General features: G+C 62.1%; 17 protein-coding genes and 2 pseudogenes. 12 read left to right on the forward strand and 7 right to left on the reverse strand.

Annotated features, from left to right (window positions below; all coding sequences use genetic code 11):
• Window positions 1–190: pseudogene (locus V7E26_RS16595) on the reverse strand (NADP-dependent isocitrate dehydrogenase); the annotation flags it as partial.
• 409 nt (window positions 191–599) lie between these two features.
• On the opposite strand from V7E26_RS16595, the gene V7E26_RS16600 reads away from it, so the two are divergent.
• The 3 genes from V7E26_RS16600 to V7E26_RS16610 all read left to right on the forward strand — a co-directional run bounded on the left by V7E26_RS16600 (window position 600) and on the right by V7E26_RS16610 (window position 3,293).
• Window positions 600–1,799: a TrmJ/YjtD family RNA methyltransferase gene (locus V7E26_RS16600; RefSeq protein ID WP_324417903.1), complete on the forward strand. Its 1,200-nt coding sequence runs from the start codon at window positions 600–602 to the stop codon at window positions 1,797–1,799.
• Between the two features lie 123 nt (window positions 1,800–1,922).
• Complete coding sequence (locus V7E26_RS16605; RefSeq protein WP_324417904.1) at window positions 1,923–2,414, forward strand: GlcG/HbpS family heme-binding protein; 492 nt, start codon at window positions 1,923–1,925, stop codon at window positions 2,412–2,414.
• Window positions 2,415–2,675: 261 nt separating this feature from the next.
• Window positions 2,676–3,293: a hypothetical protein gene (locus V7E26_RS16610; protein WP_324417906.1), complete on the forward strand. Its 618-nt coding sequence runs from the start codon at window positions 2,676–2,678 to the stop codon at window positions 3,291–3,293.
• Between the two features lie 50 nt (window positions 3,294–3,343).
• Here the strand turns inward: V7E26_RS16610 and V7E26_RS16615 are convergent, their stop codons facing one another.
• The 4 genes from V7E26_RS16615 to V7E26_RS16630 all read right to left on the reverse strand — a co-directional run bounded on the left by V7E26_RS16615 (window position 3,344) and on the right by V7E26_RS16630 (window position 6,578).
• The gene (locus tag V7E26_RS16615) at window positions 3,344–3,784 is read right to left on the reverse strand and encodes a DUF2721 domain-containing protein (RefSeq protein ID WP_324417908.1); all 441 of its coding nucleotides are present in this window, start codon (window positions 3,782–3,784) and stop codon (window positions 3,344–3,346) included.
• A gap of 125 nt (window positions 3,785–3,909) precedes the next feature.
• A complete protein-coding gene (locus V7E26_RS16620; protein ID WP_442893414.1) occupies window positions 3,910–4,560 on the reverse strand; it encodes a hypothetical protein in 651 nt (216 codons plus the stop codon).
• 78 nt (window positions 4,561–4,638) lie between these two features.
• Window positions 4,639–5,010 (reverse strand): HdeA/HdeB family chaperone, encoded by a 372-nt coding sequence (locus tag V7E26_RS16625; protein WP_442893415.1) that lies wholly within the window; start codon window positions 5,008–5,010, stop codon window positions 4,639–4,641.
• 131 nt (window positions 5,011–5,141) lie between these two features.
• Window positions 5,142–6,578: a DUF1254 domain-containing protein gene (locus V7E26_RS16630; RefSeq protein WP_324417912.1), complete on the reverse strand. Its 1,437-nt coding sequence runs from the start codon at window positions 6,576–6,578 to the stop codon at window positions 5,142–5,144.
• 901 nt (window positions 6,579–7,479) lie between these two features.
• On the opposite strand from V7E26_RS16630, the gene V7E26_RS16635 reads away from it, so the two are divergent.
• From V7E26_RS16635 to cynS, 5 genes and pseudogenes are all read left to right on the forward strand, one after another.
• Window positions 7,480–8,139 carry a helix-turn-helix domain-containing protein gene (locus V7E26_RS16635; protein WP_324417914.1) on the forward strand — a complete coding sequence of 220 codons (660 nt, stop codon included), beginning with the start codon at window positions 7,480–7,482 and terminating at the stop codon, window positions 8,137–8,139.
• A gap of 1 nt (window position 8,140) precedes the next feature.
• Complete coding sequence (locus V7E26_RS16640) at window positions 8,141–8,803, forward strand: VIT1/CCC1 transporter family protein (protein ID WP_324417916.1); 663 nt, start codon at window positions 8,141–8,143, stop codon at window positions 8,801–8,803.
• Between the two features lie 6 nt (window positions 8,804–8,809).
• Entirely contained in the window at window positions 8,810–9,751 is a 942-nt protein-coding gene (locus tag V7E26_RS16645) for a TorF family putative porin (RefSeq protein WP_324417918.1), read from the forward strand.
• Between the two features lie 78 nt (window positions 9,752–9,829).
• Window positions 9,830–10,027, forward strand: a pseudogene (locus tag V7E26_RS16650) (IS4 family transposase); the annotation flags it as partial.
• A gap of 74 nt (window positions 10,028–10,101) precedes the next feature.
• On the forward strand, window positions 10,102–10,590 hold the full coding sequence (gene cynS, locus V7E26_RS16655; protein ID WP_324417920.1) for a cyanase: 489 nt from the start codon (window positions 10,102–10,104) through the stop codon (window positions 10,588–10,590).
• A gap of 79 nt (window positions 10,591–10,669) precedes the next feature.
• Here the strand turns inward: cynS and purB are convergent, their stop codons facing one another.
• Window positions 10,670–12,100 carry an adenylosuccinate lyase gene (purB, locus tag V7E26_RS16660; RefSeq protein WP_324417922.1) on the reverse strand — a complete coding sequence of 477 codons (1,431 nt, stop codon included), beginning with the start codon at window positions 12,098–12,100 and terminating at the stop codon, window positions 10,670–10,672.
• A gap of 213 nt (window positions 12,101–12,313) precedes the next feature.
• Between purB and V7E26_RS16665 the strand changes: the two genes are divergently transcribed.
• Window positions 12,314–12,706 (forward strand): hypothetical protein, encoded by a 393-nt coding sequence (locus tag V7E26_RS16665; protein WP_324417924.1) that lies wholly within the window; start codon window positions 12,314–12,316, stop codon window positions 12,704–12,706.
• Between the two features lie 28 nt (window positions 12,707–12,734).
• Here the strand turns inward: V7E26_RS16665 and V7E26_RS16670 are convergent, their stop codons facing one another.
• Complete coding sequence (locus V7E26_RS16670) at window positions 12,735–13,058, reverse strand: DUF1476 domain-containing protein (protein WP_324417926.1); 324 nt, start codon at window positions 13,056–13,058, stop codon at window positions 12,735–12,737.
• Between the two features lie 317 nt (window positions 13,059–13,375).
• On the opposite strand from V7E26_RS16670, the gene purC reads away from it, so the two are divergent.
• From purC to purQ, 3 genes are read left to right on the forward strand one after another with little or no spacing between them, the layout of a single operon-like run.
• Window positions 13,376–14,143, forward strand: coding sequence for a phosphoribosylaminoimidazolesuccinocarboxamide synthase (purC, locus tag V7E26_RS16675; RefSeq protein WP_008974302.1), 768 nt, complete (start codon window positions 13,376–13,378; stop codon window positions 14,141–14,143).
• A gap of 17 nt (window positions 14,144–14,160) precedes the next feature.
• On the forward strand, window positions 14,161–14,400 hold the full coding sequence (purS, locus tag V7E26_RS16680) for a phosphoribosylformylglycinamidine synthase subunit PurS (protein WP_028349990.1): 240 nt from the start codon (window positions 14,161–14,163) through the stop codon (window positions 14,398–14,400).
• 9 nt (window positions 14,401–14,409) lie between these two features.
• Window positions 14,410–15,111, forward strand: coding sequence for a phosphoribosylformylglycinamidine synthase subunit PurQ (gene purQ / locus V7E26_RS16685; RefSeq protein WP_324417930.1), 702 nt, complete (start codon window positions 14,410–14,412; stop codon window positions 15,109–15,111).
• The last annotated feature ends 3 nt before the right edge of the window (window positions 15,112–15,114 follow it).

Below are 15,114 nucleotides of genomic sequence, written 5' to 3' on the forward strand. Positions count from 1 at the left end.
TGGCGTTGGCGGCGTCGATGGTGACCTGGTCGTTGGTCTGGTCGCGGTATTCCATTCCGAGGTCAAAATAGAGCAGTTCGACATCCAGGAAGGGGTTGATCAGCTTGTCCTTGATGTACTGCCAGATGATCCGGGTCATCTCGTCGCCATCGAGTTCGACGACGGGGTTGGTCACCTTGATTTTTGCCATGACGGAAGGGGCCTTTTTTCGAAAACCGCTGATATCGGCGGGATGGGTGATTATAGGGGGCCTATAGCACCGCGGACCGCCAGACGAAAGCCAAGCCGTTATGCACTTTCATCCCATCTTCCGGGTCGGATCGCGGCCCTGTTGGCCGGCCGGCGACCGCTTGCCGGGATACTGGCGGGCTGCCCGGCGGGACCGGGCTTCGTCCGTATCGCCAATGGGCACCGGCCCGCGTCAACGGGGATCGATTGAGGCTTTGAGCGAACTGGCGGAAACGCTACTAAGCCGCCACGCGGACTGGGATTTCCGACCTCTTTCCGGGGCTGGTTTCGAATCGCGGCCTCCAGCCCGTTCGCGGTCTTCAGAGGTTGGATCAAACAGCGGAATCGAAATCAGAAAGCGAAGCAAGGAAATGTCCGGTACCGATAAATCCAAGGCCGGTCTCGACTTGACCGGACCCATTGTGATCCTCGTCGAGCCGCAGCTTGGCGAGAACATCGGCATGGCGGCGCGCGCGATGGGCAATTTCGCGCTGTCGCGCCTGCGCATCGTCAATCCGCGCGATGGTTGGCCGAACATCGCGGCGCAGCGCGCGGCGGCCGGCGCCGACCATATTCTGGAGGGCGCGCAACTGTTCGATACCGTCGAGCAGGCGGTCGCCGATCTCACCCTGCTGTTCGCCACCACGGCGCGCGCCCACGACCAGGCCAAGCCGGTGGTCGGTCCGGAGCGGGCGGCAAGCGAGATCGTGGCCCATGTCGGAGGCGGCGGCGGGGCCGGCATCCTGTTCGGCCGGGAACGCTGGGGACTGCAGAACGAGGAGGTCGCGCTCGCCAACCGGATCATCACCTTTCCGGTCAATCCGGGTTTTGCCTCGCTGAATCTCGCGCAGGCGGTGCTGCTGGTCGGCTACGAATGGTTCAAGCATTCGACCGCCGGCGCGCTGCCGTTCGCCATGCCCGAGCGCTCGGAGCCGGCCTCGCAGCACCAGATGCAGGCCTTCTTCGACAATCTGGTCCGCGAACTCGACAAGGTCGAATTCCTCCGTCCGAAGGAGAAGCGCGACACCATGCTGGTGAACCTGCGCAACATCTTTACGCGGATGGACCCGACCAAGCAGGACATGCACACCCTCCATGGGGTGGTGATGGCGATCGCGGAAGGACGCAAGGGACCGGCCAAGGGCGGCGTGCTCGACGGCGAACAGGCGACGCGGCTGCGGGCGCTATTGGCCGAGCACGGGCAGGGGGCGGCGGCGCCCGGCGACAGTTCGACCGTGCGCGGGCTCGCCCGGCTGCTCCGCCGCAACCCGACCGATGCCGAGCGGATCCTGTGGCAGTCGCTGAGCCGCGACCGCCGTTTTGCCGGCCAGTTCAAGCGCCAGACCCCGGTCGGGCGTCACATCCCCGATTTCGTCTCCTTCGTGCATCGGCTGGCGATCGAACTGGTCAATCCGAACGAGACGGAGGCGATCGTCGCCGACCGCGCCACACGGAAGGATTGGCTGGAGGCACGCGATTACCGCGTGGTCGAGATGCGGGTAGCGGATGTCGAGGCCGATCTCGCAGCCGAACTGGCGCGGCTTGAATCGAGCCTGCCCGAACCTCGCTAGAATTCTCTCAATCGGGTCGCTTGCGGCAATGTGCCACGAATTTCCCGGGTCCGCCCGGGACTAATCGGACCGGCCGAGGGTTCAACAAGGCGCGATACCATTACCCCCAGGGAGGCTAACAACATGCGTCGTGTTCGACTCGCCGTGCTTGCGTCTTTGTCCGTCCTCGCCACCTCGCCTGCGCTCGCGCAGGCTCCACAGGTCGAGAAGAATGTTTCGATGGCGATGGCGCTGGCCATCATCCAGGGCACGCTCGAGCAGTGCACCAAGGATGGCTACAAGGTCTCCGTCGTGATCGTCGACAAGGCCGGCAATGTCGCGGCCTCCGTCCGCGGCGACGGCACCAACCCCCACACCATGGAGTTCGGGCGGCTGAAAGCCTACACCTCGCGGACCCGCGGCCAGACCTCGCTGGAGTTCATGAAGCTGACCTCCGATCCCGCCAACGCCTATCTCAAGCAGATCCCGAATACGGTCGCGGTCGGCGGCGGCGTACCGATCAAGGCCGGCAACGAGGTGATCGGTGCGGTCGGCGTATCGGGCGCGCCGGGCGGCGAGAAGGACGAGGTGTGCGCCAATGCCGGCATCGCCAAGGTGGCGGACGCGTTGAAGTAGATGTGTCATGAATGGTGGGCACGCTGCGCTTTGCCCGCCCTACGAATTTCCCGTCATTGCGAAGGCGCGAAGCGACGACTTGTCCGCCGTAGCTCAAAGAGCGAAGGCGGAAGCAATCCATCTTTCCCCGTGCGGAGGAATGGATTGCTTCGCTGCGCGGCTTCGATGCCTGGGCGGCGGCGATGGAACCGCGCCATCGCGCCGCTCTGGCGTTCCGGACATCGCTTGCGTATAATCGCGGGCGCAGTCGGGTGGTCGCTTATGTCGATATTTTCACGCAGATTTGGGCTTGCCTTGGTCGCGGCAGGGCTGTGCCTCGGTGCGCGCACGGCGCACGCGCAGGCCTCGCCGGTGAATTACTGGATTCCGGGCTGGCCGATGGGTTTCAGCGGCGCAGCGGGCGAAAGCCCGGACGCCTATGGCAGCTTTCCGAGCTTCGACTTCCGCGATCTCGGCAACGGCTCTTCCTATGCGCGCTACAATTTTTCGAACGGCTTTTTTGTCGGCAGCCAGCGCAACACCATGGGCTTCAGCAGCCTTAGCCAGAGCGCGTTCGGCGGCTTCGGATCGATCTACAGCGAAGGCACCCAGTTCGGCTACAGCCTGAAGAATGCCGGCGGGCCGCCCGTCACCTTCTTTGCCGGCTTCGACACGCTGAAATACAATAGCGGCATCGGCAGCAGCGCGTTCGCGCCGTTCGACTCCAGGTCCGGCACGCTGCCGGTTTCCAGCGCCTATGCCGGTGTCGAATTCCAGCCGACGTCCAATCTCAGCCTGTCGCTCGGGGTCGGCGTCGTCCAGCAGACCGGCCGGATCGACAGCGAGATCAACGCGCTGCCCGGCGCGTCGTCGTTCTCGGTGGGTGGTCGGCGCTACTAGCGCGTGGACTTGCAGGTCCGCTCTCCTGTCTCAGACGGATATCGGCACGCTCACGCGTGATGGTCGAACTCGTGCAGGCCGATGCGCGTCTCGCGCGCGAGGTCGAGCAGGGACAGGAGGAAAAAGGTCAGCGCGACGATAAACAGCAGGGCAACGCCATATTCGTGCGCGAAATGCAGCATCGCGCTGACGAACGCCACGATCACCAGCAGCGCCGTGACGATCGCGGCGATGGTTGCATGCAGCACCGCCCGGTTCAGCAAGCTTGCCCGAAGCTTGAGGCGCGAAATATCAGCCTTCAGGTAGGACAATTCGTCCGCATCGGGTATCCGATGAAGAAATTGCGAGCGATCGATAACCCGGTTCATGCGCGAAATCAGGACGGAAATGAATGCCGCGACGGCACCGAGCAGGAAGGCCGGGGCCGCAACGCTGCCTATAATTGCCGACAGTTGATGGAGCGACGGCGCGAGCGAGGTCAAACTATCCATTTCAGTCAGGCTCCGTCTCACGCCGCAGGCTTTTCCGCCTTTCCCGCTGCAAGGCTGCGCGGCGGGAAAGTCGGTTCGGGCCGAGTGAACGCGCCTGGCATCACTCGGCCGATCCGGCGGGAACCTCAGTAGCAGGGCGGGTATGGATAGTATCCGCAGGCCGGGGGCCGGTAGTAGGGGCCGTACGCCGCGGCTGCACCGACCGCTGCCGCCCCAACCGCTGCCGCGCCGGCATAATAGGCGCCGCGGAAAGCCGTACGTCGCGCGACGCCGGCAAAGGACAGCGGGGTAAACGGTCGTCCGATGATGTCGATGAAGATGGAGGCTGCTCCATCGGCACCCTTGATATCCCCTTCGAGGACATCGACGTCGAACACGAGGTTTTCGCCTTCGAGCTTGGGATTCTTCAGGACGACGACCGCGTCGCGCACGCCGGACCCGTCCTTCTGGAAGGCGGAGACCGTTGCATTCGGCGGATCCTTCGCGAAGTTGTCGCTGCCATTGCCCCAATCCTCGACGATGCGGCTGGTCAGGTCATGACCTGCGCTGCGAACCGGGCGATCGGCAAACACGATCGCGTTGGGGGAAATGCCGGTCAACGTCAATTTTCCGCCCTGCAGGCTAGCGCCCCGCGAATTGAGCACAAACAATGAGGGCACAACCTCCGGCTTCGCCGCGCCGATGGTCTTTTGCAGCGGAACATGCTGTTGCGGTGTCTGGGCCGCAACCGGACTGGCGATCAGCAACGCGACGGCAGCGAGTGGTCCAACGAACATTCGCATCTCTAAAACTCCCGGGTCTTTGCGTGGATGGAACAGGTATTGCTGTCAGTGGAGGAACAGGCCGCGCGCTCCTCAATCCGCCTTCATCTTGATTCCCAGCCGCGCCCGTTCGTCCTTGAAGACGACGGCGATCGCATCGATGATGAGCTTTTCCGGATTGGCCTTGCAGTACAGGATGATCTCGTGCTCGGCGACTTTTCCCTTCCTGAGATCCATGTAGTGCTTCCTGGCGAGGCCGTTGTACCAGCCGCTGTACCATGCGGTCAGCGCATCAGCGTCTTCCTGGAAAGTGCCCGCGAGTTGGGCGCATGTCAGTGTCTGGACGTTGATGAAGCCGTTGCTGTCGACGTAGGCCGAGAGGGGCGTCTGGGCAAGCGCGCCGGAGAATGTGGCGGTCATCATCGCGGCGAGTACGAACCGGAATCGAGTCGCAAGTTCACGCATATGCAGCACTCCCGTTTTGAAGTCATGGCAGGGCACAAGCCTGCGGAGTTCAGCGCAAGCTTTTGGGGGACAGGGAATCAAGCGATCGGGAACGGCCAGGCCGCAACGACCGGCCGCTTATCGTTTTTGCGTCACGATATCTTTTTCACCGCGGGCGGTTTCCACGATCCGTTGATGATCGATGGGTTGTTTTCGTCGGGCCAATACAGGCGCAGCATCAATTGAAACTTGCCTGCCGGAGCCGGCAACCAGTTGGATTCCTTGTCTGCGCCGGGCGAATCCTTCTGAATGTGAAGATCGACCGAGCCATCGGGATTCTTCTTGAGATTTTGCCGGGCGCTGATCGAATACCGATTGATCGGATTGGCGACGAAGAAGTACGAGCTGTCGTACATGGTCAGCGACCAGAAGCCTCGGGCGGGCGGCATCTGTCCCTTGGCAAAGCGCAGGACATATTTGTTGGCGCCGTCATATGCCTTGCCCGCGCCATCCTTCTGCGAGCTCGGGTAGACGGCATCCTGCGGGCGGTTGGCGCCCAGTCCGATGGCGGTGACGAAGGCCCGCATGAGATAGTCGGTGCCATAGAGCCCGGTCTTGGTCGTGAATCCCCAGCCGTTGATGTCCTTGATGTCCTTGTTGACCTTGAACTGCAGCAGGATGCGGTCGAACGAGACCTGGGGGACGCGCTTTGCAAAATCCGCGTTGAGCAGTTTTCCCGGATCGAAATCCTTGCCGGGGACCAGGCCGATCTGCGCGAACTTGGCCAGCGCGGGAGCATCCGCCGCGGGCGGCGGGTTCGCCTTCATCAACTGGGCCAGCAATGAAAAATACGCGATCGTATCCAGCCGGTTCACCTGATCGCGCACGGCCGTCTTCATGTCGATCGAAGCGTCGACGGTGCCTTCCGGGGGCGTGTAGGGTTTGCCGTAGGAACTCAGCGGGACAAGTTTGCACTGATCCTGCGCGGCGTGAACCGCCGCGTAGTCCTCCGGCGTTCCGGTGCAATAGATTCGGCCGAGGATCCACACCAGGCTGGTCTGCGATTTGTACTCCTTGACCCCGGCAGGCAACGTACCGCTCCAGCCGGGCCCGGTAATTGCGTAGGCTTGCGCAGCGGTCCCGGTGGTGCGCTTGCCGGGCACCTGGAACACGTTGGTCCAGCCGTCCAGCATCGGAAACAGAAAATAGCGGTCCTTCATATCCGGGATGCTCAGAACCCACGGCTCCTTGCCGACATCAATCCAGGCGGTTGTGTAAAGCGTATCCGCGTTCGGGGCGGTCACGTCACGGAAGGAGGCGTCGGGATACTGGCGTGCCTTGATGAAATGTCCCATCGGCGCGCGATTGCCGACCGGGCCGGCCACGTTCGTCATGATCTTGCGCGTATACTCCATGGTGACCAGCGGATAGCCGTAGATGTAGGCATCCTGCGCTACCGCAAAATCCTCGATTCCTTCGCCGAAGTCCCGCAGCAACTCACCGAATTCAGCCCGGGCCAATGTGGCAACTGAACTGCCCGCAAGCAGACTGATACCCCCGATAGCGAGGTCGCGACGTGTGATGCTCAAGGCGATACTCCTTAATTATTCCTGGGGGGCAGGTGTGGCGTGCGCACCGGTTTTCGCTTCAAACTTGCTTGCAGTTATTTTGGATCGATGGCGCCGGGCCTTAGCGAGTGACGAAAAAAATCAGCAGGAAAGAAACGACAGTCATTGATAGGTCCCGCCATGCAGCAAACACCGCGACGTCTTGGAAGGGAGCAACGACAGGCAGTATGAAAAGGCTTTGCCGCGATCACTATGCAAAAACGGACATCGGGAAATGAAATGTTATCGAAGCAGACCACCATGGAGGTTGCCGATCTTGCCATGCTGCGGCTGCTAAGCGGAGGAGCGCTGCCGGCTTTGGGCTCGGAGGTTGCCGTATTGAGCTACCGACGCCAGTCGGCCGCTATCGGAAATACGCAAGTCGCCCGGTCGCTCGCGCAATATCCTCCGCGACAGATCGACCGCCCCAACCGCGGTCGAACCGCAGAGCGTTTGTCAGCCGGGAAATTTCCGCATAGCCTAGCCGCAATGCAAAAAAGTCGAGGCTCTTAGTTCACGAGGCTCTTAGTTCAGAAGACCTGACGACGTGCCACATCGCAGCCTCAGCTTTGACCGGTATTCCGACATGGTCGTGGACGCGACGGTGAGCTTCCTGCTCACCGGTCCAAGCATTTGCTGCTGGTCAGTCGGACACTGCGCGCTCGGGCCCATCATCCTGCAGTTCGGCACGGAAGGAGGCGCGAAAGTTCTGCACGGAATCTCGCGAACGGATGCGTTGAGCGTCATCCTTCAGGATACTCAAGTCGCGGACCGGATGATTTTTGACGGCCAAACCCTTCAGCCGGAGGATTTCGTCGTGCTTCCGCCCGGGAGCAGTTTCACTTTTGCATCGCAAGGCTCGCATCGCTGGATGTCGGCCACCATGCCTGTTGGGTTCTTCGGTGCCTACGCCGCCAGGACAGGCAAGAGCGAGGTCGCGAATACCGTAAGGGAGAAGCGGGTAATCTCTCCTCCGCGACAATCGCTCGAGTTGTTCATATCGAATGCCGCGAGCGCGGCTGCGTTTGCGCGCGACGTACCGAGGCCGACGCTCGACGGGCGTGCCGCGGACGTGGCATCCGACCTGCTGGCGGCGCTGATTGACGCGATCGATTGCGCCAATCGCGCGAATGCGATCCCGGCGCATCATTCCCGATCGACCAACAAGGTCATGACGAGGGCGCTCGAGTACGTCCGCAGCCAGAAATGGGGCGGCCTCCAGGTCACCGACATGGCCGATGCGGCCGACGTCACCAGCCGAACGCTGCTGCGAATGTTTCGGCAACAGCTCGCCATGGGGCCGGCGAGCTACCTGAAGCTGCGCCAGCTCAATATCGTGCGTCGCGAACTTCGCGGAAGGCATGCGCCGTCGAAGAAGATCACGGAGATCATGGGGGAGCACGGCGTTACCGAATTCGGCCGTTTTGCGTCGGAATACAGGGCTCTGTTCAGGGAGCGGCCCTCCGATACGCTTGCCAGGTCGCGTGAGCTGCTGGAGCGGAGACAGGCCCAGGCTGAGACGGATCACGGGACGTTCGACTGAGATGTCAGAGGCTTCAGATTCCCGGTTCGGCAAGGTGCTGGATCCGATGGAACGGATCTCGGAGACCCTGTTCGGCCTGATCATGGCGCTCACCTTCATCTGCTCGCTCGGTGTTGCAACGGGCGCTGACATCAACATTCGAACGATGCTGATCGGCGCGCTCGGCTGCAATCTGGCCTGGGGTATCGTTGACGGCGGTCTTTATCTTTTGGCGCGCATCAACGACCGTGGAGGCAAGATCCTGACACTCCGCGCGATACGGCAGGCGCCGGACGCCGAAACGGCGCGGCGCGTCATCGCCGATGCGCTGCCGCCGGAATTGGCCGCGATCCTGCCTCTGGAGCAGTTGGAAGCGATGCGGCAAAAATTACGACATTTGCCCGAGCCTGTTCCCGGTCCCGGACTGACGAAGGGCGACTGGAATGGAGCGCTCGGTCTGTGCTTGCTGAGCTTTCTGTCGACTTTCCCGGTAGTAATCCCGTTCCTGTTGCTCAGCGACGCCAGGCTGGCGCTGCGCGTCTCCTACGCCGTTGCTATCGTGATGCTGTTCTGCTGTGGCTATGTGTTCGGAATTCACAGCGGGCTGCGGCCCTGGGCGGCGGGTCTTGCGATGGTGGCTGTTGGTGGCGCGCTGGTTGTAACAGCGGTGGCTCTTGGAGGATGACCGGCAATGCGGCGACGGGGCGTTGCCTCGGTTTGGCGTGCAGGCGGCGCCTCGTTCGCTGCGTTGGTCTGGCTGTGGCTTGAACCAACAACCGGCGCGCTGGCGCAAGCCAATGTCCCCAGTCCGAGCGGTGCGATCGGCCTTGGCAATCGCGGATGGTCCGCAGCCGATCCCAACCGCGAAACATCAGCCAACGAACTCGAATTCAGCGCCCGTGCGGGCGCGGCATCCGACTACATCTATCGCGGCACCACGCTGTCCGATCATGGGCCCGCGGCGGGCGCCGCTCTCGAAACAAGATATGGCCAGTTTTACGCCGGCACCACGGTTGCCACCGTCAAGCTGCCGACCCAGCCGGCCGCCGAGTTCACCTTTGCCGGCGGCATCCGTCCGAAGATCGCAGCGATCGATTTCGATCTCGGCGTCACCTATTTCGCCTATCCCGGCGAGCGGCTTCCCGGCGAGACCAACGGCGTCAATTATTGGGAGGCGGTTATCCGCGGCGATCGGCGCATCGGCGAACAGGTCCGGATCGCCGCCGGCTACGCCTATTCTCCCAACGTCTCGAACACCGGCGCCTGGAGTCAATACGTTGCGGCCGGCGTCGGCTACGAGGTGCCGGGCCGGTTGCTGCCGCCGGACCTGAGCGTGTCATTCACGGCTGCCGCCGGCTATTCCTGGTTCGGCAATCAGGCTGCGCAACTCGGCGGCTTTCCGTTACCTGCCTATCTCAACTGGCAGGCGGGCGTGACCTTCACCCACAAGGCCTTCAACCTCGATCTGCGCTACTACGACAGCAATCTGTCGAAGGAAAACTGCTTCGTCTTTACGGGCGATCCAAATGCGCGGCCGGGTGGCCGCGTCAATCTCGTCACCAACCCGGATGGGCTGGTCTCGAACTGGTGCGGCGCGACGTTCGTTGCCAAGGCCTGGTTTGCGTTCAATTAGCTGCGGCAGCCATTCGCTGCGTCTGCTTGCCGCCGGTCACGGTCAAGCTGCGCGGCTGCCCTGATCACCAGCTTCATCGACACCTCCGAAAATGCCGTGCGTATCCAGATCGCCGTCGCGCTCATCGCCTTCCTGTTGTTACGCCTGGCTCAAGCCGCACAGAAAGCCATTCCAAGCCCTCTCGTCTTTGCCAGATTGATCCGCAACAATCTCATGCACCAGCGGTCCATCGACAACCTGCTCGAACCGCCGCCAACCAAGATCAGCGACAGATGAGCCTTAGTCTATGCTAACCCTTAACCGGACAGCCGTGGCACAAGGCCGGGCATGACGAACAGAGGAGAGCATCCATGAAACGCGAAGACCTCACCGAGAAGCTGCTCGACATCAAGCGCGAGAAGGGCTGGAGCTGGAAGCACATCTGCGAAAAGATCGGCGGCTATTCCGACGTGCTGATCGTCGGCGCCATCATGGGCCAGATGAAATTGACAAAACCGCAGGCCGCCAATGCCGGCGAACTGTTCGGGCTGTCGAAGGCCGAAACCGCAATGCTGAACGAGGTGCCGATGCGCGGCACCGGCACGCCGATGCCGCCGACCGATCCGCTGATCTATCGCTTCTACGAGATGGTGATGGTCAACGGCCCGGCCTGGAAGGCGCTGATCGAGGAGGAGTTCGGCGACGGCATCATGTCGGCGATCGATTTCGACATGGCGCTTGAGCGCGTCGCCAATCCCAAGGGCGACCGGGTCAGGATCACGATGTCGGGCAAGTTCCTGCCGTATAAATATTACGGCGCCAGCGGCAACGTGCCGGAGTACGGGTTCAAGGAGGAGTGAAAGGGTGCGAATGGCGAGTAGCGAGTGGCGAATGGAATCCCCACTCGCTATTCGCCGTTCACTATTCGCCCCCATGACATCACAATATCGCGCCCGGCGTGTAGTTCGCTGCTTCAGGGTTGGCCTGGGCCAGAGCGTCAACTTGCTGCACGAAGTAATCGACCTGAGCGCCTGCGTCGCCTGAATTGGCGCGGCCGTGGTCGAGCACGCGCTGCAGTTCGGCTTCGCTCAAGCCAAGACGCTGATCACCAGCTAGACGCTGCAGCAGATCGTTCTGCACGATCTTGCCGGTGCGCAGGTCGCGAATGGCCGCGACGGCATGTTCCTTGATCGCCTCGTGCGCACCTTCACGGCCGGCACCCTTCTTCACCGCTTCCATCATGACCGTGGTGGTCAGCAGGAAGGGCAGGTAGCGATTGAGCTCGGTCTCGACGACAGCTTCGAACACTTCCATCTGATCAAGCACGGTGAGCAGGGTTTCGAGCAGGCCGTCCATGGCGAGGAAGGCATCGGGCAGCATGACGCGGCGGACGACGGAGCAGGAGACGTCGCCTTCGTTCCATTGATCACCGGCCAGCCCGGAGGCCATGGCAAGATAGCCCTTCAACACGACATGCAGGCCGTTGATGCGCTCGCAGGAGCGGCTGTTCATCTTGTGCGGCATGGCGGAGGAGCCAACCTGGCCCTTGGCGAAGCCTTCGCTGGCGAGTTCATGGCCCGCCATCAGGCGCAAGGCCTTGGCGAAGTTGCCGGGACCGCTGGCGAGCTCGGTGAGCACACTGACCGCGCGGAAGTCGAGGCTGCGCGGATACACCTGGCCAACGGCATCAAGGGCCTTTGGCAAGCCAAGGTGAACGAGAATGCCTTGTTCAAGCGCGCGTGCCTTGCCGGCATCGCCATTGAACAGGGTAATCTGATCGAGCCGGGTGCCCACTGCGCCCTTCAAGCCGCGAGCCGGATAGGTTTCCAGCACGTTGACCAGGCTCTGATGTGCCAGCAGCATCTCTTCGCCGAACATGGCGATGCGCTTGCCAAGCGTGGTGACCTGCGCGGCCACGTTGTGCGTGCGTGCGGTGAACGGAATGTCGCGCAATTGCCGGGCGCGCTTCGCAAAACGAATGAGCGCGGCGATGCTTTTGGTCTCGATGACCCGCAGCGCGCGGTAGACCTGTAGCTGCTCCACATTCTCGGTGAGGTCGCGGCTGGTCATGCCCTTGTGCAGGTGCTCATGGCCGGCAAGATCGCAGAACTCCTCGATGCGCGCCTTGACGTCGTGGCGGGTGACGCGCTCGCGCCGCATGATGGATTCCAGGTTGATCAGGTCCTTCACGCGCTCATAGCTTTCGATCACCCCGTCCGGCACCGGAATGCCGAGATCGCGCTGGCCCTTCAGCACCGCGATCCAGTAGTCGCGTTCGATCCGAACCTTGCCTTCGCCACTCCAGATGGCGCGCATGGCGGGTGAAGCGTAGCGTTCGGCGAGGACGTTGGGGATGTGATCCTGGGTCATGATCCCGCTCTCTTGGCATTGCCCCGGGCCGGCTGCAAGTCGTGAGCAGCCTTGGATTGTCGAGAGGGGGCGAAACCAGTCTGTGATCGACCGGCCGTGTTCCGGTTAACGGGCGATAAAGCGGCAAGGCGGTTTTTCTTCGCGACGATTCTCCAAATAGCTACCTGAGGTAGCTAATGGACAATCCAGTCGCTCCAATCCCAGAGGTTCGCCATGACGTCTCGCACGCGCCTTGCTTCAGCCTGCCTTGTTTCCGCATGCACCGCTGTTCTGCTTCTCGCCGCACCCGCGCAGGCGCAGATGCCGAGGGTCAGTCTCGAGCAGTCCGGATCGCGGCAGGAAGGCTGGGTGCGCATTCAAAACACGATCAGCTATTTCGTGGCGGGACCGAGCGGGGAAGGCGAAGAGGCCCAGAAGCTGCGCGACCGCGCGCGCCGCATGATCTACGAAACCGCGGCGCGCGAATGCGATATCCTGCGCGAAATCCTCGCCAAGGACTGCCGGATCGAGGCGGTTTCGGCCAATATGAGCCGACAGTATGGCCAGCAGCAGCCCGAAGGTTTTACCATCAACGGTTCGATGAACTTCCAGATCACGCTAAAATAGGCGTGATCCGGAAGCACGGCGTGAAGCGTCAGTTTCCCGCCTTCACCTGGGCGACGGCTTCCGCCATCAGTTCGGTCATCTTGGCGCGTACTTCCGGCGCCGAGATCGCGACACCCTTGGCTGCAAAATCCTTCGCCACCTTGTTCTCGACGTCCTGGTCGCCGGCCTCCTCGAAATCGGCGGCGACCACTTCCTTGGAATAGGCCGTGGCGGCATCGCCTGACAGGCCGAGCTTGTCGGCTGCCCAAAGACCGAGCAGGCGGTTACGGCGCGCCTCGGCCTTGAACTTCTGCTCCTCGTCGAGGGCGAACTTCTTCTCGAAACCTTCCTCGCGCTTGTCGAAAGTGGTCATTTTTCGGTTCCAATCCCCGGAAATGGTCAGCAAAGCCGCGTTGTCGCGGCTCCATCGCCTACCTAGATAGAGGGGGCGAATCCGTAAAACAACGGGCCGTTCAGCCGCAGGCAGCCGGGATAAGTTGGCCCCAATCGGGCCGGGTCGATTGTGCTGGATGGGCCAATCGGATAGGTTGCCGGTAGGCAAGGTTCTCGTTCTGTTTCCGGTCGCGTCGGTTCGGGATCTGGCCTTCACGGCAGCTCCGTCGTGGTCGCAACCCTTGTCATCCGGAGCACACCAAATTCATGGATTTCAACAAAACACGGTACATCCCAATGAGCCGTCGACGCCGTATTTATGAAGGCAAGGCCAAGGTCCTGTATGAAGGCCCGGAGCCCGGAACACTGATTCAGCACTTCAAGGATGATGCGACGGCGTTCAATGCCAAGAAACACCAGGTGATCGAGGGCAAGGGCGTCCTCAACAACCGGATTTCGGAGTACCTGTTTCAGCACCTCAACGACATCGGGGTGCCGACCCACTTCATCCGCCGTCTCAACATGCGCGAGCAATTGATTCGCGAGGTCGAAATCGTGCCGCTGGAGGTGGTGGTGCGGAACGTCGCCGCCGGCTCGCTGTCGCAGCGCCTCGGCATCGAGGAGGGCACCCAGCTGCCGCGCTCGATCATCGAGTTCTATTACAAGAACGACCAGCTCAACGACCCCATGGTGTCGGAAGAGCACATCACCGCGTTCGGCTGGGCGACGCCGCAGGAAATCGACGACATCATGGCGCTCGCCATCCGCGTCAACGACTTCCTCACCGGCCTCTTCCTCGGCATCGGTATCCGTCTCGTCGACTTCAAGATGGAATGCGGACGTCTGTTCGAGAACGAGATGATGCGGATCATCGTCGCCGACGAGATATCCCCCGATTCGTGCCGGCTGTGGGACATCAAGTCGAACGAGAAGCTCGACAAGGACCGTTTCCGCCGCGATCTCGGCGGCCTGCTGGAGGCCTATACCGAAGTGGCGAAGCGGCTGGGCATCCTGATGGAGAACGAGCGTCCGGCCGGTTCCGGTCCGGTGCTGGTGAAGAGCTAGGAACTGGGGCAAGTCTCGTGAAGGCACGCGTTACCGTTACGTTGAAGTCGGGCATTCTCGACCCGCAGGGCAAGGCCATCGAAGGCGCGCTGAAATCGCTCGGCGTCGATGGCGTGGCCAGCGTCCGCCAGGGCAAGGTGTTCGACATCGAACTGTCGGGCTCCGACAAGGCCAAGGCGGAGGCGGCATTGAAGGATGCCGCCGACAAGCTGCTGGCGAATACGGTCATTGAGAACTACCGGGTCGAACTGCTCTAGGCGCAATTCATGAAATCAGCCGTCCTCGTCTTTCCCGGAATCAACCGCGAACGCGACATGGCGCGGGCGCTCAAGCTTGTCTCCGGCCAGGAGGCGGCGATGGTCTGGCATGCCGAGACCGAATTGCCGAAGGGGACCGACCTCGTGGTCGTGCCCGGCGGGTTCTCCTATGGCGACTACCTGCGCTGCGGCGCCATCGCGGCGCGCGCGCCGGTGATGGACGCGGTGCGCACATATGCCGCCGGCGGCGGGCTGGTGCTCGGCGTCTGCAACGGCTTCCAGATCCTGTGCGAAGCAGGGCTGTTGCCCGGCGTTCTCATGCGCAATGCGCGGCTGAAATTCATCTGCAAGGACGTGCATCTGCGGGTCGAACGCTCGGATACGCCCTTCACGCGCGGCTACAATGCCGGCCAGGTCATCCGCGTGCCGGTCGCGCATGGCGAGGGCAACTACGAGGCTGACGAAGAGACGGTAAAGCGGCTGGAGGGTGAGGGGCGGGTGCTTTACCGCTACTGCACGCCTGATGGCGTCGTCGACGAGGAGTCCAACATCAACGGCGCGGCGCAGTCGATCGCCGGCATCGTCAACGAGCGCGGCAACGTGCTCGGCATGATGCCGCATCCGGAAAACCACGTCGAAGACATCATGGGCTGCACCGACGGCCGCGGACTGTTTGCGGGTCTTGCCGCGCACCTGGAACAAGCGGCGTGAATT

The organism is Bradyrhizobium sp. (assembly GCF_036735945.1).
Taxonomy (GTDB): Bacteria; Pseudomonadota; Alphaproteobacteria; order Rhizobiales; family Xanthobacteraceae; genus Bradyrhizobium.